Raw genomic sequence first — 26,080 nt, forward strand, 5'->3', positions numbered from 1 at the left:
TCAGGGGACAACCGCACTTCACCGGGCACGCCGGCGCACCACCCACGCGGCGAGCGCCACCGCGGCGACCACCAGGCCCACGCCCGCCACGAGGGCGAACGCGCCGATCAGCGTCGGCGAAGATTCCGCCTTCGCGGCAACGTTTTCCGGTGCCGGAGCGATGGTCGTCGGCCCACCGCTGCTGCCGGATCCGGGGAGCGTGACCGGGGTCGAACCCGCGCCGGGCTGGGCCGGGACGGCCCACGTCGGCGGAACCGCACGCGAAGGCGGCGGCGCCGAGGACGTGGTCTCCGGCGCCCGGTTCGGGCCCTTCGCCGCGCCGAGCGCCGCGTACTTCACGGCGCTCTCGAACTTCAGCTCCGCGGTGAACTCGCCCTTGCTCTCCTGGCTGAACGAGTCGATGCAGTACAGCGTCACGTCGTAGGTGCCCGAGAGCGTGGTTCCGTTGTCCTTCGCGTAGTCCTTGAGCGTCTGGGCGAGGAACACGTCGAAGCCGCCGGTGTGCGACATCCCGACGTCGGTGTTCGCGACGACCACTTGCCCGGCCGCGGGCATGCCCTTGCCGCGCAGGTTCGCGTAGTACGCGTCGGCGTCGGCCGGGCAGCCGGCACTGGTGTGCATGCGGATCGAGGACGCGTCCTGGCCCTCACCGGGGGTCACGACCAGGCCGCCGATCGGCGCCGCCTGCGCGGGCGCGGCGAACAGGACCAGCCCACCCGCCACCAGGAGGAGCTCAGTGCGCAGCCGCATGTTCGGCCACCTCCTCCGCGGGCGGGGCTTCGGTCGTGCCACCGCGTCGACGCCTGCGCCGGGTGGCCACCACGCCGAGCACGCCGAGGATCAGGGCCGAGAGGATCCCGAGGAACGCCCACGGCACGGCGCTCAGCGTCAGGGTCTCCTCGACCGGCTCCACCGGATCGGTGAACCCGGCCACGGGGTGCGGGTCGACGTGCACGGTCGCGTCCAGCCAACCGGCGGGCAGCAGGCCGGAGACCTTCGTGGTCACCTTGAACAGCCCGCCCGGCAACAGCTCCGGGATCGGCGGCAGCGCCGCACTGTCCACAGTGGTCCCCCACGGCGTGCTCACGCCCACGCGCTGTGTGCCCGAAAGGCGGGTGTTGCCGGTGTTGCGCACGGTGTAGCTCACGGTCGCGTCGCCGCGGCCGAACGGCGTCGGGTCGTAGGTGCCGGTGAGGCCGGTGATCGCGAGCCGCGGCGTGAGCTGCCCGGTCACGCGCAGGTAGATGCGCGCACCGACGCGTTGCTCGACCGAGACCCGCTGCCCGTTCGCGCCCGTCTGCTCGGTGGTCAGCGCGGCGACGATGCCCGCCGCGTGGTCACCGGGGGTCGCGTTCACGGGGATGGTCAGGCTGAAGGGAACGATCGAGACCGAGCGCGGCTTGAGGGAAACGCTGGTCTGCGCGGGTTTGGTCCAGGCCCCGGCGTCCACCGACTTCTTGCCGGCGGCGAGCAGGTCGAACCCGCCCTCCGGGGTGTTGAACGCGTCGCTCGCGTAGATCTTCAGCGTCACCGGTGTGGTGCCGACGTTGGAGACGGCGACGTAGTCCTTGACGACGGCGCCGGGCGTGGCACCGTAACCGAAACTCGGGCGGTTGTCCGGCGCCTTCGCGGTGGCAGGACGGACGCCGAACGTCACACGCTGGTCCCCCGCGGGCGGCTGAGCGGCCGGCAGAAGAGCGCCCTGGGCCACGGGGTGCGAAGACGGGTGCACCTCGGCGGCGGGAGCGGCGGAGGCGGTGGCTGCGGGCGCGAAACCCAGCAGGAGCGCGGCGGCCAGTGCCACGAGGCGCATCGGCGTTTCCCTTCGAACGGAAGAACAACTGGGGCCGGGTCTCCGGCGGGCGGCCGGCACCGCGCCGCCGGAGACCCGGTGATCAGATGGCAGTGAGGGTGAGCACTGCGGTGTAGGTGCCGGCGACGGTCGACGTCGGCACGTTCAGCGAAAGCCCGGCGCCGAGGTGCGCCGTGCCGTTGCCACCGTTCGAAGCGGCGGTGGCGAGGGTGCGGGAGCCCGCCAGGCCGAGGCCCGCCGGCGCGGCCGTGCCCGGCTCCACAGCCGCGGCCGGGCCGACGGCCGGGCCCGCGGTGATGTTCTGCGCGGCCACCTTGTCGACGAGGACCGGGGTCCAGCCGAGGTTGGCGGCGTTGATCGCGTGCGAGGCACCGTCACCGAAGTCGGTCGCCTGGCCGGAGACGTTCCAGCCCGGGTTCCCGGCGCGGGTGTCGGTGACCGTGACCGGGTTCAGCTGGCCCGAGGTCTGCAGCATCGAGGCGTCGGGGAGCATCGCCGGCGAAGGCAGGGTCACGTTCTCGTTGTCGACGCTGATGAGCAGTTCACCCGCGTTGACGGTCGTGGTGATGTTCTCCGAGGTGGCAACGCCCGCGAAGGCGGTCACCGACAGCGGCACGCCGGCCGACTCCGAAGCCACGAACGCCGCCGCGTTGGCGGGGACGAACTTGGCAGTGAAGGTGTGGTCGCCCACGCCCAGCGTCGAAGTGGTCAGCGTCGCGGTGCCACCGGACAGCGCGACCGGGTTGCCCAGGTTCGCGCCACCGTCGGTGAACTGGATCGAGCCGGCCGCACCCGCGGGGGTGACCGACGCGTTCAGCGTCACCGTGCTGAACTGCTGAGCCGTGCCGCTCGGCGTGACCGAGAGCGCGGTCGTGGTCGGGGTCGCGACCGGGGCGTTGACCTGGTAGGTCACCGCGGCCGAGGTCGAGCCGCCGACGTTCTGCGAACCACCGGTGAAGACGGCGGTCAGCGAGTGGCTGCCGGCGGACAGCGCCGACGTCGTGAGGGCGGCGGTGCCACCGTTCACGGCCACCGGCGAGCCCAGGTTCGCCGCGCCGTCCTTGAACTGCACGGTGCCGCCGGCCGAGGCCGGGGTGACCGTGGCGGTCAGGGTGACGGGGCTGCCCTGCGTCGCCGGGGAAGCCGGCGAGACCGCGAGCGACGTGCTGGTCGAGACCGGCGCGTCGGGGTCGGTGCTCTGGTAGTGCGTGGCGTCGGTGAAGTAGATCGCCTGGGTGAAGGTGCCCTGCACCTCCTGCGAGAACGAGTCGATGCAGCTCGCGACCAGGTCGTAGCGGCCCGGCTGGACGGTGGTGCTGTTGTCCAGCGCGATGTCCTTCATCGACAGGCCCAGCTGGACGGGGAAACCGTCCGTGTGGGACAGGCCGACGTCGGTGGTGGTCGTCGCGATGAGACCGTTCGTGAAACCGCCGGGGCCGAACACGTACAGGTAGTACGCGTCAGCCGTGTCCGGGCAGCCCGCCGACGTGGTGGCCACGCCCGCGGTGGTGTCGACGCCCGTGGCCGGGCTCAGGGTCAGGGTGCCGAGCGTGCCCGGCGGAACGGCGGCCGAGGCCGTCGAGAGCGTGCCCATCGCCGCCAGCGCGGCGGTGACGATGACACCGCCCACGGCGACGCGGCGCAGCAGGGATCTGGTGCTCATGGAAGAGGTCCTTTTCCGGGTCAGGGCGTGACGATGCTGGTGTCGCCGCAGTTGGCGGCCTTGCCGAAGCCGTACTTCGTGATCACGTCGGTGGCGCCACAGATCGCGGAGCCGGTGCCGGCGAAGGTGCCGGCGTACGGCGCGTTGGCCAGCTGGCCCGTCGGGACGACGTTGTAGACGTCACGCTTGAACGACGAGGCGGTGTTCAGCGACGTCGGCGAGATGCCGTTGAGCGTGGCCAGCACGGCCTTGCCCTGCACGGCCGGGACCACGCCGGTGATCTGGCTCTGGTACGCGGCGATCGAGTACGGCGCGACGTTCGCCGGGTCGGTCAGGAACGTGCCGGTGTTCTCCTCGATCGGCGCGCCCGTGGTGTCGGTGTCGTGCACGCACGGGAACGTCGTGGTGAAGTTCGCGGCGTTCGTCAGGCCCAGCGAGGACAGGAAGAACGCGCGCGTGCCCGAACCGAACTTCGGCAGCAGCGGCTTGTACGTGGTGCCCACACCCGGAGCGGTGCAGTTGTAGACGCTCTTGAGCTGCGCTGTGGTCAGCTTCTTCGAGATCGAGCTGTCCGAGCGCACCGCGTAGGTCACCGCGTCGACGGCGAACGGCACGTAGGTGAGGTTCTTGCCCGCGTAGCTCGCGGAGTTGTTGCTCGAGGACCGCGCGAACTGCACGCAGTTGTCGCCGGCGTCGAGCGAGGCGACGAGGGCGTTGACGCCCTCACCCGAGTTGGCCGGACGGGTCATGGTGCAGCCCGGCGTGGTCGCCGCGTCCTTCGTGGTGATGCTGGCCGAGCCCACCGCGTCGTAGGAGGCGATGATCTTGGTGCCGCCGACGGTGATCGTGTCGGAGAGGCCGTTCATCACGCCCTGCGTGGTGTCGGAACCGACACCCGCGAGCTGGCGGAAGGTGGGAGCGCCGCTCGGGTCGGCCTGGGCCACCCCGCTCAGGCCGAGGACCAAGGCCGCCGCGGCGACCGTGACCAGGGTTCTTCTCTTGCTCACTTCAGGTATCCTTTGCTCAGCAGGTATGCCCGGACTCTTCGTCCGAGCTCGCCGGCGTCAGTGCTTTTCGCAGGCGTGACGCCGGTCTTGCCGGTTGCACCCGGCTCGTCGGGTCAGGAGTTGCCGCTCCTGACACGGCGGGCCGCGGACATCACCTCCCCATCCGCTTGCTCAGGCGCGTCAGCGCCGGCCCGGAGGCGACGGCGACCGCGCCCGCCGCGAGCAGGATCACCAGCAGGTAGCGCACGAAGCCGACGGGCGAGCCCGGGGTCGGCCGCGTCTGCGCCACGTTCTGCGGATTGGCCGTGGAAGTCGACGGTGCCTTGACCGCCAGGGGCGCCCCGCCGGGAACGGACGGCGGAGGTCCGGCGCCGGTGCCGGGCGCGCCACCCGTGTCGCCCGTGCCACCGGACCCGGCGAAGGCCGGGGGCTGGACACCTCCGCCGAGCCCGCCGCCCGAGCCCTGGCCGGACGTGTCGTCGGCGGGCGGGGGCGAGGTCTGGCCGGACTCGGCCGCGATGATGTCCGCGGCGGCCACGGTCTGCGAACGCAGCGAATCGGGCAGCGGCACGTACCCGGCGGGCAAGGTGCCCGGTTCGACGCCCGGCCGCTGGCCGTCGCCCACCGCGTACTTGAGGAACGCGGCGTAGTCGGTGCCCGCCTGTTTGTCCAAAGCGGACGGTGCCGTGGCGGCGTAGGCGGGTAGGCGTCGGCCGCGGTGGTCGTCGGGTCGAGGTGCAGGACGTCCTTGGTGGCACCGGGTTTCGCGGCCGCGACGGCGGCGAGCATCGCCGTGTCGGTCGGCGCGACGAACGCGCCGGAGGAGTTGCGCAGCTTGGCCGTGGGCAGGCCGTAGCGTTCGGCGGTCGGCGTGTCGACCACCGCGAGCAGGCTGCGCTGGCCCTGCGGCTCGCGGTCGACGGCCTTGAGCTCGGGTGCGCCGGTCGGCGTCGAGAAGCCGGTGGGCGCCTTGCCCAGCGTGTCACCGCGGCTGATGGCGCGGCCGGCCTCGTGCATGTCGTTGGCGAGCGGACGCAGGTCGAGTGCGCAGCTGGCGAGGTTCCCCGTGCCGGCGCAGGTCAGGTCAGAGCGCGGGAAGTTCGACACCGGCAGGTTCGTGCCGCGGAAGGACGGGTTGACCTTCATGCCGTAGGGATCGGGCACGCCGTTGACGAAGTCCGACGCGTCCTTGTCGGCCTTGATCCAGTTCCACAGCATGGTGGTGGCGTCCATGTCCACTGTGGGCACCAGGGCGTCCACCGCGGACATCAGCCGGCCCGAGTCCTCGAAATCGGGGTTGAGCTTGAGGAACTCGGGATCGAGTGTGAGCGAGTCCGGGTTGCCCTTGAGGTAGTCCTGGCGCACCGGCAGCGACAGCACGTAGGACTGCGTGAGCAGTTTCGCGACGAGCCGCGGGTTCAGGTTCATCTCGGTGATCTGCTCGCCGTCGCGTTGCCACACTTCGGGCGGCACCACGCCTTCACCTGCCGACTGCCGTTCGGTGATGAACGCGATGCTGAGGCCCGACAGGGCGATCGGTGCGTAGACAAGAGGTTTCGTGACTTGGTCCTGCGGTACGGGATCGGTCATGAACGCGAGCCCGGGGTTGTCCGAGACCACGGTCTGGCGGGCGACGCCGTCGGGCACCTGGGTGAAGCCGTAGACGGTGCCGCCGCCGGCGCACAGCGTCGGCTGCCACCGCAGCACGGCTTCGGAGAGGAACTCGTCGCCCGAGGTCTGCCGCTCGGCCGAGCCGAGGGGGCACGAGTCGCCGACCGGCTGGAACTTCAGCGGCACGGAGATGTGGTTCTCCCAGTTGGTCTCGCTCAACGGCGAGGAGTCCAGCTGCGGCCGGTTGTCCCCGACGCCGACCTGGGTGCCGTCGACCTCGGTGTTGCCGCGGGGCACGATCACCAGCCAGCAGGCTCGTGGCACGCCGTTCACGACGGTGCCGCAGCCGAGGCCGTCGGCCTCGAGCGCGGTCTGCACCTCGAAATCGACCTCGCCGCCGCCGTCGAGCCGGGTCTTGGCGAGCGGGACCTCGTTGGTGGTTCCCGCGGTGAAGAACTCGCCGGTCGAGGTCGTCGTGACCCCGGAGACGGACGTGAACGGCACCACGGCCTGCTTGCCCGCCTCGGGTTTGAGCGTCTCCTTCTGGTCGACCAACGTGCCGTAGCTGACCTGGCGCAGCCGCGTCCACGCGCCCGCCACCGGTGAGCCCCGCGCGGCGAGGCCGCCGTACTGGCACTGCTCGCGGGTCGGGCCGGTCGGCGCGTCGCCCCAGCACTGCATGATCTGCAGGTAGTTGGTGGCGAAGTTGCCCGACGGGCCGGTCGGCTGCCCGCCGGTCCAGGTCACCCGCACGGTCTGGTTGATGAGATCCGTGGTCTGGCTGACCGTGATCTTCAGCGCGGAGAACGCGCCGGTGCCCGGCACGGTGACCTCGGAGCCGGTCTCGGCCTGGCTGGGGGCGGCCATGAGCAGCGCGGCCAGGGCGAGCAGGGCCGCGAGCAGGAGTCTGAGGTATTTCACGACCGGTCCCTGTCCTTCGTGAGGCGCCGAGCGAGGAACGGCGGACCGATCACGAGCCCGAGCAGCAGCGCGACGGCCACGGACGTGAGCAGCGCGGCCGTGGCGTCGTCGCGCTGGGCGAGCGACACGGGCACGGAAGAGCCGCCGTCGGCGAGGTTCTGCGTGCCGACGGGCAGGCCGGTGTCGGGGTCGATCGCACCGCCGCCGGGCCCGTTGGTCGTGCCTGGCGCGCCCGGGTTCGAGCTCGTGTTTCCCGGCGTGCCGGCCGTGCCGCCGGTGTTGCCCGCCGTGCCACCCGGTCCTCCGGTGGAGTTCGAACGGCCGCCCGGGCCGCCGTTGTTCGGAGTCGAGGATTTCGCGCCGCCGGTGCCGGTAGTGCACTGGACCACGCCGATCTTGTCGCACGGCGAGGGTTGCGGGGCGTTCTTGGCCAGCAGGTTCGTGCCGTCCGGCGAGAACGTCGGGTTGTTGCACTTCGTGATGTCAGTGGGCTTCTTCGTCGAGCCGGGGATCCGGGCCACCTGGTTCAGGCCGGCCTTCACGAGGTTGATCGGCAGCGGCGAGTAACCCAGCTGGTCGGCCTGTTGCTGGCCCTCGCACAGGAAGTAGTAGGCGAAGTCCGACAGCGTCCGTCCTTTTTCGACGGTGAACGGCGCCGTCGGCGTCGTCGGCAGGATCATGTAGCTGTAGCTGGACAGCGGATACGTGCGCGGGTCGGAGTTCGTGTAGACGGCCCCGAGCTCCTGCGTCAGGTCCGGTTTGATTTGGGCCGCGAGCAGCGCGACCGCGACGCTCGGCGCTTTCGGCTCGATGTAGTACCCGGCCTGGTTGAGCACCTTGGCGATGGGGAACCCGGCGTTGCGCGCGTAGGAGTACTCGACGTAGGTGATCGCGCCCTCGCTCTGGTCCTGCCGCACGAAGTTCGTGACGCCGAGCGAGCCCGACTGCCCGATCATCGGCGGCACGAGCGGGTAGTTCGAGGTGAACCCGCATGGCGTGGCACGCCCGGCCTTGCGGCAGAAGGCGTCCCACAGTGAGCCGTACTGGCGGGCCATGTAGGTGGTGAACTGCGCGCTGGTGCCCGAGCCGTCCGAGCGCACCACGGGGATGATCTTGCGGGCCGGCAGCGTCAGGCCCGGGTTGTCGGTCTTGATCTGCGGATCGGCCCAGCTGGTGATGGCGCCGGTGAAGATCCCGGTCAAGGTCTTGCCCGAGAGCCGCAGGTTCGTCACGCGGGTGTTGCCGATGTGCAGGTTGTACATGAACGCGGTGCCACCGGCGACGATCGGCATGTACGCGAAGCCGCGGTTGGTCGGCGCGACGTCGGTGACGCCGGCGTCGGTCAGACCGTACGGGATCTCCGAGACACCGAAGTCGACCTGGCCCGCCTTGAACTGGTTGCGCCCGTCGGTCGAACCGGTGGCGGCGTAGCTGATCCGCATGCCGTACTGGCCGACGTTCTTGCGCCACTGATCGAGCGCGTTCGAGCTCCACGTGGACCCCGCGCCGCTGATGGGCACGTAGCCCTGCGCGAACGCGGTGCTCTGGCCGAGCAGCACCAGCGCCAGCGCGAGCGCGACCGAGCGGAAGAACCGCCTTTTCCCAATCCGGCCAAAAGTAGGCCGGCCCCCACGCGGCACGTAACCTTTGCGACGACCGCATTCGGCCGTGACTGTGGTCGGATTGGGAACGATCGGCACAGTCACTGCTGCTCCCCCTGCATCCTCTGAATGAACCGTTCCCGGTCGGCGGCCGAGGCGCGTTCCCGGCGCCGGCGTCCGCCGCGGGTCAGCTCTCCGGCCGGGCGGCCGCCCGCCAGCCGGGCGATCACGAACAGCACGAGCACCAGCAGCATCAGCACGGCCGCGGCGCCGAACCCGCGGGCCTTCATCGCTTCCTCCGGCGAAGTGACGAGCGAGAAAGTCTCCAGCGGCAAGGAGATCTGCGGTCCCGAGAACGGGTCGGCGTTGAGGTAGGCGGTGAACCCGGCGGTGATCAGCACCGGGGACGTTTCGCCGATGCCGCGCGCGGTGCCGAGCAGGATCGCGGTGGTCAGCCCCGAGCGCGCGGTCGGCAGCACGACGTGCCACACCGTGCGCAGCTGCCCGGCGCCCAGCGCGAGCGACGCTTCTCGCAGCGAGCCGGGCACGAGCCGGATCACCACGTCGGAGGCTCGGATCACGATCGGCAGCATCATCACGCTGATCGCGCAACCCGCGGCCAGGCCCGATTTCTCCAGCCCCAGCGAGAGGATCAGCGCGGCGTAGACGAACAGACCGGCCACGATGGACGGCAGCGCGGTCATCGCGTCGACGATCGTGCGCACCAGGCGCGAGAAGAAGCCGCGGGTCTCGTTGAGGAACACCGCGCACGTCAGTCCCAAGGGGACGGTGAGCACGAGCGCGATGGCGATCTGCTCCAGCGTGCCGACCGCCGCGTGGATGATGCCGCCCTGGCTCAGCGGGTCGAGCGGGCCGGCGTTGGCCATGTCCTCGGTGAAGAAGTTCCAGTGGCTCAAGGCGTCGATGCCGCGCACCAGCGGGTAGCCGACGATCGTGATGAGCGACAGCAACGCGAACGCGGCGAGGCTGTGGACGACCGCGGAGACCAGGCGGTCGCGGACCGTCAGCGCGTTGTCGGTCAGGGAGACCAGCAGCGCGTAGAGGCCCAGGAAGAGCAGCCACGCGATCGCGAGGAACCCGATCGCGCCGCCGAACGGGGCGAGCTGGGTGAACACGATCGCGGTCAGCGCGACGGCGGCGACGAGCGCGCCCACGACGTTCACCGTGTCCGCGCGGCGGCCGGGGCGGGTGACCCTCCGGCGTTCGGGCGTTTCGGGTGTGTCGTCGAACTCGGGGAGTTCGGGGATCTCCGGGGTTTCCCGGGTGTCCAGGGCGGTCATGCCTCACTCCCCTGTCCGGAGCGGCTGCGCGCGATGATCGCGGACGCGCCGAAGTTGACGACGAGCGTGAGGGCGAACAGCGCGAGCCCGGCCGCCATCAGCGCCGAGAGACCGAACGGGCTGGCCGCGCCCCACTGCTGGGCGATGAGCGCCGACACGGAGTTCGCGCCGCTCTGCAGCACGTGTGGCTGGATCGTGAAGACGGGGGCGATGATCATGTACACCGCGATGGTCTCGCCGAGCGCGCGGCCGAGGCCGAGCATGGTGCCGCCGATCATCCCGCCGCGGCCGTAGGGCAGCACGACGCTGCGGATCATGCCCCAGCGCGTGGCGCCGAGCGCATACGCGCCTTCCCGTTCTCCGGGTGGCGCCTGGGAAAACGACTCCCGCATGACCGAGCAGGTGATCGGCATCACCATCATCCCGACGACCAGGCCGGCGAAGAAGGTAGAGCTGGCGAACACCGTCTGGCTGCTCAGGGGATCGTTCGCGTCGTAACCGTCCACTGTGAACAGCGGGAACCAGCCGAGGTGCACCGAGAGCCACCGCGGCACGTCGAGCAGGTTCCACTGCAGGAACACCGCACCGAAGAGGCCGTAGACCACGCTCGGGACGGCGGCCATGAGGTCCACCAGGCTGATCAGCACCCGCTTCGGCCGCGGCGGCGCGTACTCCGAGATGTACAGCGCCACTCCGCAGGCCAGCGGAAAGGCCACGCACAGCGCGGTTCCGGCGATGAGCAGCGTGCCGACGAGCACCGCGGCGATGCCGAAGTTGCCGGAGTCGGGCTGCCAGGCCTGCGTGGTGAGAAAGGACAGTCCGGACCGGCCGAGCGCCTGGCTTCCGTTCTTCAGCAGGAAACCGCCGACCACCACCATGATCGTGAGCACCAGCAGCCCGGCACCCAGCAGTGCCAGGCGGAAGAAGCGGTCGGCGCCGCCGGGTCTTCCGGTCTTCCGGCGGGCCTGCGTTTCCCCGCCGGCGTGTTCGAGTACCCCAGTCATGTCCCCTCCTCTCCGAATCACGCACGCGCAGCTTTACCCGGACAGCTGTCTCAGGCCGGGCAAAAACATTAACTACGGACGAACACGCGTTCGGTTGATCTCGCGGCTGGATTCGGCCAGTTGATGAAAAGAACTACCCGAATTGATCGCGTGCAGGCGGCGGCGGTACTTGCGGCTGGACACCCCCACCGACGTTCCGTCCAGGCGGAGCTGCCAGAGCCACATCCCCTGCTCGTCGCGCACGGTCAAGACTTCCGCGAGCTTGAGACCGGCCTTGAGCGTCTGCACCGCGAAGGCACAGGAATCACCATCAGGGAAGGAATTAACCGACTGTGCGATGCTGCGGTTGTTGGCTGAGAGAAAACGCCACATGACGGCCCACCCCGCATCGGAATGCGCTCGTCCATTCAGTCCAGCAACCGAGATGGACACCATCTCGAACCGAGGCTCGGCCATCGTTTTCCTTTATTCCAGCGGTCCCCGACCGACGCGCTCAGGCTCACCCACGTCGGTATACGCCAGCCGAACAACGGGCAGCGCGCACGTGCTCCAACCGTTCACAGGGGATTAAACGCACACTCGGGTCGAGCACCCCGCATCCGGCGATCCGGGTGGCGGCTCGATCCGGGCGCGCCGGACGGTGACGTGCGCGACGGCTACCACCGCGGCCGACCCGAGCACCAGGGCAGCGTTCACGGCAGGGACGAATCTACCCTGCCCGTTTGCCCGCAACGGTGGGCTTTCGCCGACAGGGCAACACTTCTTCCCCACCTTCACCTCGATGTGACAAAAGCACCGGGTACGCCCCGATGCCGTGTCATGATCACCACGAAGGTTCGAGCGCGAGCAGGACTGGAGAGAATCGTGAAGCTCAGCAGCAAGGTCGTCGCCACGGGACTGGTCGCCGGCGCGTTGGTCCTCGGCGGGAACGCGATCGCCTTGGCCCAGACGGTGATCGCGACGTATGACAACGAGCCCGCGTGCCGCGTCGGGCTGGCGGTGTACGCGGTCGGCCACCCGGGCGCTTCGCTCGACTGCCAGAGGATCACCATCAGCGGTGGCCAGATCCGCTATTGGCTCGTGCAGAACTAGTCGTCCAGTTCCCGGGAAAGTGCGCCGCGCACCGTGCGGCGCACTTTCCGCCGTTCGGAGCAGTTCAAGAGCCGCGACGAACCCCGCCTTGCTCAGGGCCGGCTTTCGTCCACAGTGGATCACCCGGGTCTCACGAGTGACGAGGTAGCGGTGCTCGCGTCCGCCGTGGCAGCCTTGTCCCGCAAGGGTCTTTTCCGGCACCGGTCCGACCTGCGAAGAGGAGAGCACCATGGAGACCTGGGACGCCATTCGCGCCCGTCGCAACGTGCGCAGCTACACCGGCGAGCCGGTGGCCGAAGAACACCTCACGCGGATCGCCGAGGCCGGCTGGCGCTCACCCTCGGCGTCGAACCGCCAGCACTGGGACTTCGTGCTCGTGACCGACCGCGCGCAGCTGCGTGAGCTCTCCACGGTCTGGCAGGGCGCCGGGCACCTCGCCGGCGCCCAGGCCGCGATCGTGCTGGTGGTGCCCGAACCGGCCGACGACCGAACGCGCGTGCTCGACCAGTACGACCTCGGACAGGCCACCTACGCGATGATGCTCGCGGCCGCCGACCTCGGCATCGGCACCGGGCACTCCTCGATCGGCGACCAGGACCGGGCGCGCGAGATCCTCGGGGTGCCGGGCGACCACGTCGTGTCGCTCATGCTGGCCATCGGCTACCCCGCCGACCGGCCGCTCCGGCCCATCAAGAACCCCACGCGCCGCCCGTTCGACGAGGTCGTGCACCGCGGCCGGTGGTGACCGTTTCGAGCACGCTCGAAAGGCTTGTCCGCCCACCTCGGCGTGCCCAGGATGGGTGCCGTGGCGACCGCCCCGCCCTGTGACCAGCTCGACCATGGCGCCTGACCAGGCGCCGTCCGATGCCGGGGGTACGCCGCACCCTGGTGGGGGACGGTGCGGCGGTGGCGAGACGAGCGCCGTCGGGGGCGAAGGCGACTGAGCCGACCACGTCGGTGTGGCCGGTGAGCGCCGGCCTGCTGCGAAACGTCAGCCGAACGTGAACGAGTACGCCTGCAATCCCGGGCTCAGCTTCAGCGTCACCGTGCCCTGCTGGGGCGTCGGGGTCTGGACGACGGCGTGGATGTCCGGGCTCCCGGACACCGGGATCGTCTTCGTGACGCCACCGACGGTCGCGGTGACGGTGCCCGTGCCGCCGACGTCGAGGTAGACCGCTGAGGCGTCGTAGGTGAGCGTGAGGGAGGCGTCGTCGCCTGCGGTGAGGTACTCGGGGGTCGTGGTCCACTTGCCCTGGAGGTCGATGGGCGCGCCGCCGGCGCCGCTGCGCTCGGAGCCCAGGTAGGTTTCCGGGCTCTGCAACGGGTTCGTGGGGGTGTCGTCGGCGACGTCGGTGCGCGGCGGGAGCGTCTGACTCGGGTTGGCGGTGGTCAGCAGCTCGCGGATGAGCGACTCGGTGCCGTCGTAGTCGCCTTCGCCGAGGGAGACGTGGCGGACCTGCCCGGTGGCGTCGGCGAGGTACTCGGCGGGCCAGGACTCGTTCTTGAACGCGTTCCAGGTGGCGTAGTCGTTGTCGATCGCCACGGGGTAGGTGATGTGCTGACGGGCAGTGCCGGCCGCGACGTTGGCGGGGACGTGCTCGAACGCGTACTCCGGCGTGTGGACGCCGACGATCTCCAGGCCCGCGTCGTGGTAGCGCTGGTACCACGCCTCGACGTGCGGGATGGCGCGCTGGCAGTTGATGCACGAGTACGCCCAGAAGTCGTAGAGCACGACTTTCCCTTGCAGCGCGGCCGGTTTCCCGCCGGGAGTATTCAGCCACTGGTTGATGCCGACCAGCTGCGGCGCGGTGCCGCAGTCCTGCAGCTCGTCGGATGGGTCGCACGCCTGCAGGCTGCCGCCGCCTCCGACCTTGTCCGCGCCGAGGGCCTGGTTCAGCCCCGCGGTGTAGTCCGGGATGGCGCGCTGCAACGCGTCGGTGACGTTGAACGTGAGCGCGACGGCCAGCCCGATCACCACGATCCCCGCGGCGATGCGGACTTGGCGCTGCCGGTCCCGGAACGCCTTCACCCGCTCGGCGACGCGGTTGCCGGCCATCGCGAAGAACAGCAGCGGAATCGCCGTGCCGATGGCGAACGCGATGGTGAGCGCGACCGTCGACGTGCCGATCGTGTGCGTCGCGCCGGCCACGGTGATGGCCGCGAGGACCGGCCCCGCGCACGGCACGTAAACGGTGCCGAGCGCGAGCCCGAGCACGAACGCACCGCGGTCGCCCGGCACGGATTTGCGGCCCAGCCGGACAAATGGGCGTTCCAGGAGGTCTTGCACGCGCGGGAACATCATCGCGACGCCGAGCACCACCAGCACCACGAGCCCCGCCCAGCGCAGCACGTCGCCGGGCAGGTGCAGCGCGGCGAGCACGAGCGTGCCGAGGAGCGTGACGAGGCTGAAGCTCAACGCCAGCCCCGCGACGATGAGGAACGGCCGGCGACGCGTCGGCTCCGTGCCGGTTTTGCGCGCGCCGCTTGCCCCGCCCGTCATGAACAACACCGGCAGAACCGGCAGAACGCAGGGCGAAATGCCGGTGATCAGCCCGCCCACCAAGCCGATCAGCACCAACGTGATCAGGGTGACCTCCTCTGTCTTCGCACAGAGTAGGCCGGGGACCGGCCGCGGCGGCCGGTCCCGCGTGGACAGTCAGGGATTCGTAACACTCTTGCGCAGCCCGGCCTCTTCCAGCAGCGGCACGATCTGCGTGCCGAAGAAGTCGAGTTCGGGCTGGTAGTCGTAGAACGTCAGCTGAACGCCGTCGATGCCCGTTTCGTGCAGGCGGCGCAGCTTGTCCGTGACCTCCTCGGGCGAGCCGACGATGTGCAGGTGCCCGCCGACCGCGCGGCCACGGGCGGAGTGCTCGAGCCACGACTGGCTGTCGCCCGCGGTGTGGCGGTCGGTGAACGCGCCGATCGCGCCGAGGTCGGCGTGGTCCATGATCGCTTGGTACCGCGCGTGCGCCTCAGCGCTCGTGGGCGCGGAGACGACCGTGGGATTGATCACCACACGCACTTCGCGGCCCTGGTCCCGCGCGGCCCGCTTGACCTTTTCCACGTGCGCCGGCAACGCCTCCAGCGCGCGGTCGATGTTCTCGCCCGCCGGGCTGGAGATGAACACGAGGTCGGAGTTGCGGCCCGCGAACGCGAAGCCCGCCGGGGAACCGCTGGCGGACACCAGGATCGGGCGGCCGTACTTCGGCAGCGGCGACGCGTAGGCCTCCTGCAGCGAGTAGTGCTCGCCGTGGAACGTCAGGTTGTCCTCGCCGGCCCAGAGGTCCTTGCAGACGGCGACGAACTCGTCGGCCATCGCGTAGCGCTTGTCGTGCTCGGGCTTGAGCTGCCCGAACATCGCGGGCTCGGCGTCGGCGTACCCGGTGACGATGTTCGCACCGAAGCGCCCGCCCGAGATGTGGTCGGCGGTGGCGAGGAACTTGGCCAGGTGCAACGGGTGCCACGGCCCGTACAGCACGTGCACCGTGCCCAGCAACAGGATCGACTCCGTCGCCGACGCGAGCGCGATCGCCGAGACGAACGGGTCGAGGAAGTTCTCGCGGTAGTGCGTCTGGCCGCCGAACCCGCCCTTGGGCAGCCACTGCGACAGCCCGAACGCGATGTCGAACCCGTACTTCTCCGCCTGCTGCGCCAGCGCCCGGTTGTAGTCGAACGTCCAATCCGTCCCCCGCGGCAACGTCGACTGCGACCACCCACCCGTCTGCAGCGGCAGGAACACCCCCAGCAGCAACGGCTGCCGCAACACCCGGCTCAACGGGCTGTCCGGGAAATCCTGCGGCTGCGCCGGCTCCGCCAACCGAGCCCGATCACGTTCGGACATGCACCACTCCTCGCCCTCGTCGCCGCGAGAATAGGTTGGACGTCAGACGTCTGGCGAGTCTGTCCAAGATCTGGGACTCACCGTCGAGCGAGGGCTGCGGCGAGGTCGGGGACGGAGTCGCCGGCACGGCGCCCCCGGACGACGACCAGCGCACGGTCGTCCCCCAGCCCTCGCGCCGCCTCGCCGAACCACCGCGCGCCCCCGTCCGCACTCGCACCGGCGCGATCCGCGTCGACCAGCAGGATCGGCAACTTCCGCGCCGCCGCGGCGGCGGTCACCACGGCCCGGACTTCCTCGCTGTCAGTTGCCGCCCGCACGCGGCCAGCAGCACGAAAACCGGCGCAACAGCGCGGCCTTCGGGTTCACCTTCACGGGACGGCGCACCCGTCAGCCGGCCGAAGCGTTCAACGCGTCCAGCAGCCAGGTGTGCGTGACGCCCATCGGGGCCGGTTCGCCCGTGATCTGGCCGGCCAGGGTCCAGTAGGCGCGCACGCGGGGGTCGCGGTCGGGGGCCGTGCGGTGGTTGAGGGCGTGGCGGAAGGCCGGGGTGTCGGTGGTGCGCAGGGAGGCGGCGTGTGCGGCGACGAAGCGGTCGAGGGCCGGGCCCGGCGTCGGACGGGTGCCGGACGTCACGGCGGTGAAGGCGAGCTCGCAGGCCTGGGCCACCTCGGCGTGGAGGGCTGCGAGGTCGGGGATCCGGTCGTGGTCGACCAGCGTGCTGGCGCGCAGGGCATCGACGAACGAGCGGTCCGAGGCGAGCACGACGAGTGACGCGTAGGCGACCACCTGTGCGGGCGTCGGCAGCTCAGGGGGCGGCGGGGCACTGATGTCCAGGAACATGCGGGCCGACTCGGCGGGGACGGGCCCGGTGGTCATGGGGTGCCAGAGGCGGACGAGAACGTCGTGGGCGGCGTACCCGTCTTCCACGGCCGACAGCAGTTCGAGGCGCGCGGGCCGGTCGAGCGGGGTCGCGTCCTCGACGGCGCGCAGGACGGACCGTCGCCAGGCCAGCGTCGCGACCTCGCGGTCCAGGGCGGCGCGTTCGGCCGCGACGGCGTCGGCCAGGGACCGGCGGCCGGCGAGAACGTCGGTGATCAGCGGCAGCCCCAGGCCCAGGCCGCGCATCCGGCGGACGAGCGTGAGCCGCTCGACGGCGTCCTCGGCGAAACGGCGGTGGCCGCCCGCGCTGCGGGTGGGTTCGAGCAGGCCTTCGTCGCAGTAGAAGCGGATCGTGCGGACGGGCACGCCGGTCCGTCGCGCCAGGTCGCCGATCCCCAGTGTGAGCCCGGTCACCATCGGTAGAACCTCCAGCCGGATGGAGTTCCTACGGTACGGCCATGGACACCACCCGACTCGCCGAAGCCCTCCACCACCACACCGCCGCCCTCGCCGAAGCCGCGGCCGGCGCCGACCCCGACGCCCGCGTGCCGACGTGCCCCGACTGGCCGCTGCGTGTGCTCGTCGGCCACGTCGGCCAGGCGCACCGCTGGGCGGCGAGCATCGTGCGCTCCGGCCCTTCGCCGGTGCCCGACCCGTTCGACGCGGACCCCGGCGACCCGGCCGGCTGGTCTGCTTGGCTGCGGGCCGGCGCCACGGACCTCGTCGACGCGGTGTCCACGAGCGACAGTCCCGTGTGGACGTTCTTCGGCCAGGGGCCGGCCGGGTTCTGGCTGCGCCGCCTGCTCAACGACGCCGTCGTGCACCACGCCGACGCGGCGGGCCGCGCGTTCTCAGTCGCCCCGGAGCTGGCCGAGGACGTGATCAGTGACTGGTTCGGCCTGCTCGCGAACCCCGCCACGCGGACGCTCAAACCCGACGTCGCCGGGCTCAGCGGCACCGGGCAGACCCTGCGCTTCCTCCCCGACCACGCCGAGGGCTGGCACGTCACCCGCGCCCCGGACGGCATCGAGTGGACCCGCGCCACCGCCCCCGCCGACGTCACGCTCGCCGGCCCGCTGACCGACCTCCTGCTCGTGCTCACCCGCCGCCGGCCGGCCGACGACGTGACGATCACCGGCGACCGGGATCTCGTCGACCACTGGCTGGCCCACAGCGCGGCGTGAGCGCCCACGCCGGGTGGTCCCGCGGCGGCTGAGGGCCACCGTCGGGAAAAAGTTTCTCCCGCAACGTCCCCGGCCGGTACTCGCGCTGCATGAGGCCGCGCGCTTGCAGCAGCGGGACGACGTGGTCCACGAACTCGTTAAAGCTCGTCGGCGAGATCACGTATTCGAGGTTGATCCCGTCGACACCCGCGTCCTGCCAGCGCGCGATGTTCTCGACGATCTGCTCCGGCGTCCCCACCACGCGTTTGCTGGTGCGACTGAGGATCAACTCGCCGAGCGTCCAGTCGTCACGGGTGGTCGAAGCGAGGAGCTTGCGCACGGGCTCCGACACCTCGCGCCGGCGCAGGTCGCCGACGAGCGCGGCCGGGTCGTCAAGGCCGAAGTCGTGCCCGGCGAACACCGACGCGCGCGCCAGGTTCCCCTCCACGGTCTGGCGCTCCAGCAGCTCGGCGTGGCGCCGCCGGGCCTCGGCCTCGGTACTGGCGAGCAAGTAGGACTGCGGCACGAAAACCTTGACGTGCGCCGGGTTCCGGCCCGCGGCGGCGGCCGCCCGGCGCACGTCGGCGACGATCGAGGCCGCCTCGGCGGGGTCCTGGGAGTTGATGAACAGGCACTCCGCGTACCGGCCGGCGAACGCGCGGCCGGTCGGCGAAACACCGGCGTTGAACAGCACCGGCACCCGCTGTGGCGACGGCTCGCTCAGGTGCGGGCCGTCGAGCTGGTAGAACGGTCCATTGTGGACCACGGCGTGCACCTTGGCCGGATCGGCGAATTCGCGCCGCTCGCGGTCCCGCAGCACCGCGCCGTCTTCCCAGCTGTGCAGCCACAGCTTCAGCACCGCCTGCGTGAAGTCCTCGGCGCGGCCGTAGCGCTCCTCGTGGCCCGGCAGCCCGCCGTGGCCGAGGTTGCGGCCCGCGCCCGGCAGGAACGACGTGACGATGTTCCACGCCACCCGCCCGCCCGTCAGGTGGTCCAGAGTGGACACTTTGCGGGCGAACGGGTACGGGTGCTCTTGCAGGATGTTCTGCGTGAACGTGTAACCCAGGTGTTCCGTGTGATAGGCGAGCAGCGGGATCAGCACCGAGGGATCGCCGGTCGGGAACTGCATCCCCTCGCGCACCGCCGCGTCGCGCGAGCCGCGGTAGGTCTCGTACGGGGCGAGGACGTCGGCGAAGAAGAGCGTGTCAAACCGGCCGCGCTCCAGCGTCCGGGCAAGGTCGAGCCACGTCGCGGGGTCGGTGTAGCCGAGCTGACGGCTGTCCGGCTCGGCCCACAACCCCTGCGCGTGGTGGGAGACGGCGAACATGTGGAACGCGTTGAACAGCATCCGCTCAGGCATCGTCGCCCAGCACCTGCGAGCCGATCACGTCCTTGCAGATCTCGGCGGAGTAGGCCATCAGCCAGCCCGCCTGCGCGTCGCGGAACCACCGCTCGATCGGCGACGTCTTCAGGTACCCCGAGCCCCCGCCCACGCGCACGCCGAGGTCGGCGATCTCGCGCGCGACGTCGTTGGCCAGCAGCTTCGCGCGCATCGTCGCGGGCAGGAAACCGGGCGAGTTCTCGTCGGCGAGCCAGCACATGTGCTGCGCGAACATCGCCGCGGCCTGCAGCCGGCTCTCCAGCTCGCCGACGCCGAAGCGCACCCACTGCTGCTCCGCCACCGTCCCACCGCCCGGCAACACCTTCCGGGCGCGTGCGTGCTCCCGCAACGCCGCCAGCGCGCCATCGGCCACCCCCAGCGACAACGCCGCCACCCCCGCCCCGATGTGGTTGGGGCGCCGCCGTTTCGACGGCGGGCAGCGGCGCTCGTGCGGCAGGAGCGTGCCGTCGAAGCGGATCAGCCGGCTGCCGCTCGCGCGCAGGCCCATCGCGTCCCAGCTCGGTTGGAACGTCATCGTCGCAGGGTCGGCATCGAGCCCGAAGAACGTGGAGACGCCGTCGACCTTCGCGTTGACGAGGAAGTGGTCGGCGATCTCGCACCCGGACGAAAAGCGCTTCTCCCCGCTCAGCCGGAACCCGCCTTCGACCGCCTCCGCGGGCTGCTGCGACTGCAGGAACAGGTTCCCGCCGGCCGGCTCGCTCAACGCGTTCGCGAACCGCGCCCCGGCCGCCAGCCGCTCGGCGAAGAACCGCGCCATGTCGGGCTCCGACAGCTCCACCAGGCCCGCCGCCGCGCCGATGTGCATCACCCACACACACGCCGTCGACGGGCACGCCGCACTCAGCAGCCGGACGATCGCGCCGTAAGTGCGGTAGCTCAGGTCCTGGCCGCCGTACTCCGCCGGCAGCAACGCGGCGTCGAGCCCACTCGCGTTCAGCCGTCGGAGGTTCTCGACGGGCAACTCGCTGGTCCGGTCCCGCTCGGCCGTCGTGAGCGCGAACCCGGCGGCAAGGTCTGCCGCGAGGTCCACCCAGTGCTGCTCGTGAGCCGGTGGGCCGAGTGGATGTCCAGCAGCCATGACGCCTCCCCTGGTCGGCAACTCCCGACCGGCGATCTTGCCAGGAAATGGCCTTTGTGGTGAGCGCTCACGCGGGCAGAATTCCCGCATGCGCGACCACCGGCACGAGCCCGCGCTCAACGCGGCCGTCGAAACGTACGTGACGCCGGGGCGCAGGTACCTGCAGTTGCTCAACACCCCGTTCCTGAGCGACCCGGCGCAACGGCAGGCCTTCGGACGCGCGCTGGCCGAGGACTCGGTGCGCATCACCGACGACGAGCTCGAGCTGCTGTTCGGCTACGAATGGCGTGCGCAGCTGACGGCTTCGTGGCTGGTCGCCTTCGCCCGGCGAGCTGCGCACGGCGAACGGATCGGCGAGCTGCTTCTCGCGAACAAACGTATCTACGCCGGCCGCGGATTCTGCTTCGCGCTGGCGCGATTCGGCACGGAGGAAGACGCACGTCTGCTGGTCGACTACCTCCACGCATTCCTGCCACGCACCGACCGCGGCGAGCAGGACTCGGCCATGGGCGCGCTCAGCTACCTGGACGCGCGGCTGGGCACCGAGCACTCAGCCCGGTTCCTCGGCGAAACCGGGCTCTGGTCGCGCTGGCTGCACGCCAGGTTCCCCCCTGACCGAGCCGACGTGCCGGTGTCGCTCGATCAGTCCCGTGACGTCATCCGGACGCAATGCTCGTACGCCGACCACGCCATGAAAGCCCTGCCGTCCGAGCGGTGATCAAACTACGGCGTCAGCTCGGCCACCGCCGCGTGCAGGGCCAGCAAGCCCGGCACCGTCTCCGGTGGGCGCCGGCCGAAGCCGCATTCCGTGGCGATGCCGAAGGAGTCCACGGCGGACAGTGCGGCGGCGATGCGTTTGCGCGCACCGGGTTCGCCGTCCGCGACGTGCACGAGGCCCAGGTACAGCTCGGTCTCCGCGGGCAACGCCAGGGAACGCAGCGGCGCGAAGTACTCCGGATCCGTCCGGCCGATCGGCACGGGCAGGTGGATCCACCCCAGCGGCCGCGAAAGCCGCGCGGCCAGGGCGTTCGCCACGCGAACCAGGAGCGCGGTGTCCGCGGGCTCGACGAAGTGGCGGCCGCCGCTGTCGCCGTAACACAGGTGGTAGCCGAGGTGGACGTCGGCGGGCACGGCGTTGCCGAGGCGGGTCAGGCGGTCGAGGACGCCGGCCTCGAGATCCGGGACCCAGCTGGGGAAAACGCCCTCCAGCATGCCGAACTCGACGGCGGTGTCCCACTGGATCGCGAGCTGGTCGGCCGGGATGGCGTCGGTGATGAGCTCCAGCTCGCGCAGCATCGCGGCTTCGTAGGCCGGCTCGACGGCGGCCTGGTCGGCGGTGTCCACGTGCAGGCGGATCGGGGCCATGGGCGTGGGGAGGCTGACCTGGAACCGGACGTCCGGCAGCACCCCCGCCGCGCGCAGGCGCCGGAAGACGACCCATGACGACAGCGCCGCCTGGGCGTAGCCGAGGGGGCCGAAGCGCACCGCCGAAGCGGGACCGGCCAGCCGGTACTTGGGCGTACTGCTGTACTCGCCGCGGTGGACTTCGTCGGTGACCAGGCCGGGGGTGCGCGCGAACACCGCCCGCTGCCAGAACGTCCAGTTCGACCGCACGCCCGTCTCGCCGTCCGTCACCCGCCGAACGAACTCGCCGACGTGGGCCGAGACCGCGCGGAACACCGTCTCCGAGTCCTCGAGCGGCACGCTGCCGACGAGGTGCACACCACGAGCCACCATGCGCCCCACCGTAAGCCCGCGCGCGGGCGTCCCGAGGGGGCAGCGAGCCGAACAGTGGCCGGTCAGACCACCCACGAAGGTGGTATCGGGCAGCTCAGACCTGGCGCGCCGTCGCCATGGCGCGGTCGGTTTCCCAGAAGGCACGCATCGAGGTGATCAGGCCGTCCTCGCCCACGCGGTAGACGAAGACGCCGTCGGTGTCGACGCGGTAGCCACCGGGCAGGTAGGTGGTGATGGTGCCGATGTTCGCGCACTCCGCGCCCGTGGCGAACGAGTCGCGGATCACGAACTCGAAGCGCTCCACGTGAGCGATCGTCAGGTCCCAGAACGCGCCGATGCCCTCGCGGCCGTGGTGGCCCTTGCCCTGCTCGTCGAACATCGACGGGCCCACCGGGTCCTCCACCACGGCGTCCGGCGCGAACAACGCCAGCCACCCGTCCTTGTCGCCCGCCGCGACCGACGTCATCGAGCGGAACGACGCCAGGCGAGCCGGCGGCTGGTCCGCGTCGACGTTCCAGCTGACCTCAACACTCATGTCACTCCCCCGAATCCGACGCTGAATCCCGGAACTTCGCGATGACTTCTTCACCGAACTTGCGGATCGCGTCGACCTTCGGGCCCACCTCGGCGTCGAAACCGAGGCCCTCGAACACCCACGGCATCGTGATCGCGTCGGTCACGCCCACCTCGGCCTGCTCGCGGAACCCGTCGAGCCCGAACCGGTCGACGCACACCGCCTGGAACTCGAACGGATCGGCCTCGCGCCCGCGCTCGGCCAGCAGTTCCTTGAGCCGTTTGATCGTGTCGCGCAGCTGGTCGAGCGTCATCATCGCCGACGACCAGCCGTCGCCCACGCGCGCGGCGCGGCGCAGCGCGATGTCCGTGTGCCCGCCGATGTAGAACGGCACGCGCTTCGGCGGCGTCGGGCTCATGCGCAGCTTGTCGAAGTCGAAGAACTCGCCGTGGAACTCGACCATGCCGCCGTCGAGGATCAGGCGCAGCACCTCGATGGCCTCGTCGAAGCGCTTGCCGCGCCGCTCATATGGCGCGCCGCACCACTCGAACTCCTCCGGCGACCAGCCGATGCCGAGCCCGAGACCGAAGCGGCCACCGGTCAGAGCCGCCACCGAGTTCACCTGACGCGCGAGCAGCACCGGGTTGCGCGAGCCGAGCTTCAGCACGGACGTGTAGAACTCGAGACGCTCGGTCACCGCACCCATCGACGCGGCGGCCACCAGCGGGTCGACCCAGGGCGTCTCCTCGTTCCAGAACCGGCTGCCGTCGGGCGTGTACGGATAGTCCGCGGACACCTTCTCCGAGTAGAACAGGGAATCCGGCAGGACGATCGAGGAGAATCCGGCCTCCTCGGCGGCCCGGGCGAGCCCGCCCAGCTGATCGAGGGGGTTCATCGCGATCGACAGGGAGAACTTCATCCCCCGACTGTAACGTGTTCTACTTTGCCCGGCCAGAGGTGCTCCACGTCACCTCCCGGGAACCCTCAGCGTACTGTCCGCGTTGTCCGAATCAAAGGCGGCCACAGGGCCGCTGAGACAAGCTCAACACGTGGAGTGACCCATGGGCACCGCGATCCTGTTGATCGTGCTCGTCGTCGTGATCGTCGGGGGCGGGCTGTACTTCGTCCGGTCGCAGGCCGCTTCGCGGCAGCGGCAGCTCGACGACGCGAAGGCCGACGCGCGCCGCCTCGTCGAACGCCTCGGCGGGCAGGTCCTCAACATCTCCGGCACCGACACGGCCTCACAGCAGGCGATGGCCGACGCCAGCGAGCGCTACAACGCCGCCGGCTCGCAGATGGAACAGGCGCAGACCGTCGAACAGGCTCGGCTGGTGAAGGACACCGCCGTCGAGGGCCTCTACTACGTCCGCGCCGCCCGCACCGCCATGGGCCTCGACCCCGGCCCGGCGCTGCCGGAGGAGGCCGAGCGCGAGCGCGCCGGCAAGGTGACCGAGCACCGCAAGGTCGACGTCGAGGGCCAGCACTACGAGGCCTCGCCCGACCCCGGCCAGGACACGCCGTACTACTACCCCGGCGGCCGCGTGGCGGGGCGTCCGGTGCCGCAGGGCTGGTACAGCGAGCCGTGGTGGAAGCCCGCGCTCGTGGCCGGCGCGTGGGGCCTGGGCTCGATGTTCCTGTTCAGCGCCATGTTCTCCGGCATGGGCGGCATCGCCAGCGCCTCGGCCTGGGAGTCGGGCTACGACGCCGGCCAGCAGGACGCCATCGAGTCCGGCGACCAGGGCGGCGACGGTGGCGATGGCGGTGACGGCGGCGGCTTCGACGGCGGCGACGGCGGCGGCCAGGACTTCGGCGGGTTCGATGGCGGCGGCTTCGATGGCGGCGGCTTCGACGGCGGAGGATTCGGCGGCGGCGGCGGTTTCGACTTCTGACCCCACGCACGACCAAGGATCGAGCACCGTGAAGGGCTCCGCGAGGGACTTCGAGTCCCCCCGGGGCCCTTCACGGCTTTCAGCGCAAGTGCACGCTGTCGGGGACAGCGTAGAACCCCAGGCATACCAGCGGGTTCCGCCACTCCGTCCACATCGGACTCACCCCGTGATCGGCCGAATTCCCACCAGCGTCCCCGACAGGTGTTCGGCCGCCGGGCTGCACAGGAAGGCCGCGAACGGCACGATGTCCTCCGGCTGTCCGACGCGGCCACCCGGGTAGCGCGCGCTCACCCGCGCGATGTGCTCCTCGCTCGCCGCCACGCGCATGCCCGGCGTGACCGTGAGCCCGGGCGCCAGCGCCACCGTGCGGATGCCCTGGTCCGCCAGCTCCTGGTGCACGACATTGCTCAGCAGGTGCACCCCGGCCTTCGACGCGCCGTACGCACCGGCGCCGGGGCCAGCCTGGGTGCCGACCATGCTGCCGACGTAGATGATCCGCCCGCCGCCCCCTCGGATCATGATCGGCGCGAAGTGCTTGGTGACGAGGAAACAGCCGACGAGGTTGCTGTCGAGGATCCGTCGTAGATCGGCCAGCTCGAAGTCGAGCACCTTCATCGTGCCGGCGGGCGGCATCCAGCCGGCGTTGCTGATCAGGGCGTCGACCCGGCCCCAGTGCGCGTCGACGGCGGCGGCTGCGGCGCGGACCTGGTCCTCGTCGGACACGTCCGCCACGACGGCCAGCGGCTTCGGCGCGTCCGGCACCTCGGCCACGATCTCGTCCACGGTGCCGGCCGCCTTCGCCGAGCTGCGCGCGAGCACCGCGATCCGCGCGCCCTCGCGGGCCAGCCCCAGCGCGAGCGTGCGGCCGAGCCCCTGCGCCGCGCCGGTGATGACGATGACCTTGTCGCGGATGTCCACCTGCATGTGCACTCCTTCAAAGTGTGGTCTCCAGCCTAAGTTTAGCCTCCAACCCAAACTTCGGTACGCTGACTCCGTGACAGGACGACGCGAGGCGAACCGGGCCCGGATGCGGGCGCGCCTGCTCACGGCCGCGCTCAAGCTGTTCGAGGAGGGCGGCTACGAAGCGACGACGATCGACCACATCGCCGCGGAGGCCGACGTCGCGCGCCAGACGGTGCTCAACCACTACCCGCACAAGCGCGATTTCCTCGTCGAATGGGGCCAGGACCGCCGAGACCAGCTGCTCACCGTCGACGATTCCGACGAATCCGCGCGCACGAGGCTGCACCGCTACTTCACCGCGCTGGCAGCCATCAACGAGCGCGAACGCATCCTCACCCGGATGCTGCACGTGAGCCTGCGCCACGACGAGGTCGTCGCCCACCAGCACCCCGTGCCCGACGCGACGATCGACGCCATCCGCCAAGGCCAGGACCAGGGCGAGCTGCGCTCAGAACTCCCGCCGCGCACGGTCGCCGAAGTGGTCACCGCGGTCTACGGCGACACCCTCCGCCGCTGGCTCGCCGACGAAGCGCCGCCGTTCGACCTGGCCGCCGCGCTGGCCGAACGACTCGACCTGCTGCTGGACGGCCTCACCGCGTGA

The 26,080-nt window shown here is 70.8% G+C and carries 25 protein-coding genes; 6 read left to right on the plus strand and 19 right to left on the minus strand.

Annotated features, from left to right (window positions below):
- Window positions 1-18: 18 nt before the first annotated feature.
- The 9 genes from K1T34_RS04145 to K1T34_RS04185 all read right to left on the minus strand — a co-directional run bounded on the left by K1T34_RS04145 (window position 19) and on the right by K1T34_RS04185 (window position 11,377).
- On the minus strand, window positions 19-750 hold the full coding sequence (locus K1T34_RS04145; protein ID WP_220242970.1) for a hypothetical protein: 732 nt from the start codon (window positions 748-750) through the stop codon (window positions 19-21).
- Window positions 734-1,813 carry a DUF916 domain-containing protein gene (locus tag K1T34_RS04150; protein WP_220242971.1) on the minus strand — a complete coding sequence of 360 codons (1,080 nt, stop codon included), beginning with the start codon at window positions 1,811-1,813 and terminating at the stop codon, window positions 734-736. Before K1T34_RS04150 ends, K1T34_RS04145 begins: the two co-directional genes overlap by 17 nt.
- An 82-nt stretch (window positions 1,814-1,895) precedes the next feature.
- Window positions 1,896-3,476 (minus strand): Ig-like domain-containing protein, encoded by a 1,581-nt coding sequence (locus K1T34_RS04155; RefSeq protein ID WP_255638297.1) that lies wholly within the window; start codon window positions 3,474-3,476, stop codon window positions 1,896-1,898.
- 20 nt (window positions 3,477-3,496) lie between these two features.
- On the minus strand, window positions 3,497-4,483 hold the full coding sequence (locus K1T34_RS04160) for a hypothetical protein (RefSeq protein ID WP_255638298.1): 987 nt from the start codon (window positions 4,481-4,483) through the stop codon (window positions 3,497-3,499).
- Between the two features lie 228 nt (window positions 4,484-4,711).
- Complete coding sequence (locus K1T34_RS04165; protein WP_255638299.1) at window positions 4,712-7,015, minus strand: hypothetical protein; 2,304 nt, start codon at window positions 7,013-7,015, stop codon at window positions 4,712-4,714.
- On the minus strand, window positions 7,012-8,655 hold the full coding sequence (pstS, locus tag K1T34_RS04170; RefSeq protein ID WP_255638300.1) for a phosphate ABC transporter substrate-binding protein PstS: 1,644 nt from the start codon (window positions 8,653-8,655) through the stop codon (window positions 7,012-7,014). Before pstS ends, K1T34_RS04165 begins: the two co-directional genes overlap by 4 nt.
- A gap of 62 nt (window positions 8,656-8,717) precedes the next feature.
- Window positions 8,718-9,917, minus strand: coding sequence for a phosphate ABC transporter permease PstA (gene pstA / locus K1T34_RS04175; protein ID WP_220242972.1), 1,200 nt, complete (start codon window positions 9,915-9,917; stop codon window positions 8,718-8,720).
- Complete coding sequence (gene pstC, locus K1T34_RS04180; RefSeq protein WP_220242973.1) at window positions 9,914-10,921, minus strand: phosphate ABC transporter permease subunit PstC; 1,008 nt, start codon at window positions 10,919-10,921, stop codon at window positions 9,914-9,916. The genes pstA and pstC overlap by 4 nt, the downstream gene beginning before the upstream one ends.
- 72 nt (window positions 10,922-10,993) lie before the next feature.
- Window positions 10,994-11,377, minus strand: coding sequence for a hypothetical protein (locus tag K1T34_RS04185; protein ID WP_220242974.1), 384 nt, complete (start codon window positions 11,375-11,377; stop codon window positions 10,994-10,996).
- Between the two features lie 408 nt (window positions 11,378-11,785).
- Here K1T34_RS04185 and K1T34_RS04190 point away from each other — a divergent pair, with 408 nt between their 5' ends.
- Together K1T34_RS04190 and K1T34_RS04195 are read left to right on the plus strand one after the other, a co-directional pair.
- Window positions 11,786-12,013, plus strand: coding sequence for a hypothetical protein (locus tag K1T34_RS04190; protein ID WP_220242975.1), 228 nt, complete (start codon window positions 11,786-11,788; stop codon window positions 12,011-12,013).
- 229 nt (window positions 12,014-12,242) lie between these two features.
- Complete coding sequence (locus tag K1T34_RS04195; protein WP_220242976.1) at window positions 12,243-12,758, plus strand: nitroreductase family protein; 516 nt, start codon at window positions 12,243-12,245, stop codon at window positions 12,756-12,758.
- A 246-nt stretch (window positions 12,759-13,004) separates the two neighbouring features.
- Here the strand turns inward: K1T34_RS04195 and K1T34_RS04200 are convergent, their stop codons facing one another.
- The 4 genes from K1T34_RS04200 to K1T34_RS04215 form a co-directional block, all read right to left on the minus strand.
- On the minus strand, window positions 13,005-14,588 hold the full coding sequence (locus tag K1T34_RS04200) for a cytochrome c biogenesis protein CcdA (protein WP_255638728.1): 1,584 nt from the start codon (window positions 14,586-14,588) through the stop codon (window positions 13,005-13,007).
- An 81-nt stretch (window positions 14,589-14,669) separates the two neighbouring features.
- Window positions 14,670-15,854, minus strand: coding sequence for an LLM class flavin-dependent oxidoreductase (locus K1T34_RS04205; protein WP_220242977.1), 1,185 nt, complete (start codon window positions 15,852-15,854; stop codon window positions 14,670-14,672).
- Window positions 15,855-15,931: 77 nt separating this feature from the next.
- A complete protein-coding gene (locus K1T34_RS04210) occupies window positions 15,932-16,171 on the minus strand; it encodes a hypothetical protein (protein WP_220242978.1) in 240 nt (79 codons plus the stop codon).
- Between the two features lie 70 nt (window positions 16,172-16,241).
- The gene (locus K1T34_RS04215; RefSeq protein WP_255638301.1) at window positions 16,242-17,150 is read right to left on the minus strand and encodes a MerR family transcriptional regulator; all 909 of its coding nucleotides are present in this window, start codon (window positions 17,148-17,150) and stop codon (window positions 16,242-16,244) included.
- 41 nt (window positions 17,151-17,191) lie between these two features.
- On the opposite strand from K1T34_RS04215, the gene K1T34_RS04220 reads away from it, so the two are divergent.
- The gene (locus tag K1T34_RS04220) at window positions 17,192-17,917 is read left to right on the plus strand and encodes a maleylpyruvate isomerase family mycothiol-dependent enzyme (protein WP_220242979.1); all 726 of its coding nucleotides are present in this window, start codon (window positions 17,192-17,194) and stop codon (window positions 17,915-17,917) included.
- On the opposite strand, the gene K1T34_RS04225 is transcribed toward K1T34_RS04220, so the two are convergent.
- Together K1T34_RS04225 and K1T34_RS04230 are read right to left on the minus strand one after the other, a co-directional pair.
- On the minus strand, window positions 17,865-19,256 hold the full coding sequence (locus K1T34_RS04225) for an NtaA/DmoA family FMN-dependent monooxygenase (RefSeq protein ID WP_220242980.1): 1,392 nt from the start codon (window positions 19,254-19,256) through the stop codon (window positions 17,865-17,867). The two genes, K1T34_RS04220 and K1T34_RS04225, sit on opposite strands and share 53 nt — an antisense overlap.
- Window positions 19,249-20,376, minus strand: coding sequence for an acyl-CoA dehydrogenase family protein (locus K1T34_RS04230; RefSeq protein ID WP_220242981.1), 1,128 nt, complete (start codon window positions 20,374-20,376; stop codon window positions 19,249-19,251). The genes K1T34_RS04225 and K1T34_RS04230 overlap by 8 nt, the downstream gene beginning before the upstream one ends.
- A gap of 88 nt (window positions 20,377-20,464) precedes the next feature.
- Here K1T34_RS04230 and K1T34_RS04235 point away from each other — a divergent pair, with 88 nt between their 5' ends.
- The gene (locus K1T34_RS04235) at window positions 20,465-21,094 is read left to right on the plus strand and encodes a DUF6000 family protein (protein WP_220242982.1); all 630 of its coding nucleotides are present in this window, start codon (window positions 20,465-20,467) and stop codon (window positions 21,092-21,094) included.
- Between the two features lie 5 nt (window positions 21,095-21,099).
- On the opposite strand, the gene K1T34_RS04240 is transcribed toward K1T34_RS04235, so the two are convergent.
- The 3 genes from K1T34_RS04240 to K1T34_RS04250 all read right to left on the minus strand — a co-directional run bounded on the left by K1T34_RS04240 (window position 21,100) and on the right by K1T34_RS04250 (window position 23,546).
- Window positions 21,100-22,113, minus strand: a complete 1,014-nt coding sequence (locus K1T34_RS04240) for a hypothetical protein (protein WP_255638302.1) — start codon at window positions 22,111-22,113, stop codon at window positions 21,100-21,102.
- A gap of 94 nt (window positions 22,114-22,207) precedes the next feature.
- The gene (locus K1T34_RS04245; protein WP_220242983.1) at window positions 22,208-22,648 is read right to left on the minus strand and encodes a nuclear transport factor 2 family protein; all 441 of its coding nucleotides are present in this window, start codon (window positions 22,646-22,648) and stop codon (window positions 22,208-22,210) included.
- A 1-nt stretch (window position 22,649) separates the two neighbouring features.
- The gene (locus K1T34_RS04250; protein WP_220242984.1) at window positions 22,650-23,546 is read right to left on the minus strand and encodes a TIGR03619 family F420-dependent LLM class oxidoreductase; all 897 of its coding nucleotides are present in this window, start codon (window positions 23,544-23,546) and stop codon (window positions 22,650-22,652) included.
- A gap of 142 nt (window positions 23,547-23,688) precedes the next feature.
- Between K1T34_RS04250 and K1T34_RS04255 the strand changes: the two genes are divergently transcribed.
- On the plus strand, window positions 23,689-24,516 hold the full coding sequence (locus tag K1T34_RS04255) for a hypothetical protein (protein WP_220242985.1): 828 nt from the start codon (window positions 23,689-23,691) through the stop codon (window positions 24,514-24,516).
- Between the two features lie 159 nt (window positions 24,517-24,675).
- Here K1T34_RS04255 and K1T34_RS04260 read toward each other — a convergent pair whose 3' ends face one another.
- Complete coding sequence (locus K1T34_RS04260; RefSeq protein WP_220242986.1) at window positions 24,676-25,440, minus strand: SDR family NAD(P)-dependent oxidoreductase; 765 nt, start codon at window positions 25,438-25,440, stop codon at window positions 24,676-24,678.
- A gap of 70 nt (window positions 25,441-25,510) precedes the next feature.
- On the opposite strand from K1T34_RS04260, the gene K1T34_RS04265 reads away from it, so the two are divergent.
- Window positions 25,511-26,080 carry a TetR/AcrR family transcriptional regulator gene (locus tag K1T34_RS04265; protein ID WP_220242987.1) on the plus strand — a complete coding sequence of 190 codons (570 nt, stop codon included), beginning with the start codon at window positions 25,511-25,513 and terminating at the stop codon, window positions 26,078-26,080.

The organism is Amycolatopsis sp. DSM 110486 (assembly GCF_019468465.1).
Lineage (GTDB): Bacteria > Actinomycetota > Actinomycetes > Mycobacteriales > Pseudonocardiaceae > Amycolatopsis.